Consider the following 250-nt stretch of genomic DNA (forward strand, 5'->3'; position numbering starts at 1 on the left):
GCATCTTACGTCTTAACCCTGCCTTGAATACCTTATCATTCGTCAAAATATTAATAGCAATGTGCCGTATCCCTGAAAATAATTCTGCTGCATTTCCTCTTCTTATTTTGCAGTCGTCTTCATTCATTACCACGTCCAGACGCCAGTGCAGCTTATTCTCCACGTGCCAGTGATTTCGGATCGCTGTGGCGAATTTCTCAGCGGTTAAATCAGCAGAACTGATATAATATCTGACCGTCATTTCTGGCTC

Annotated in this window: 1 protein-coding gene; it reads right to left on the reverse strand. The window is 42.8% G+C overall.

What is annotated here, in order from left to right:
* Positions 1–250: ISAs1 family transposase (locus tag FN960_RS24510; RefSeq protein ID WP_143850851.1), on the reverse strand; the 250-nt coding region annotated here is incomplete at both ends.

The sequence above is a fragment of the Alkalicoccobacillus porphyridii genome (assembly GCF_007293315.1).
In the GTDB taxonomy this organism is placed as follows: Bacteria; Bacillota; Bacilli; order Bacillales; family Bacillaceae_D; genus Alkalicoccobacillus; species Alkalicoccobacillus porphyridii.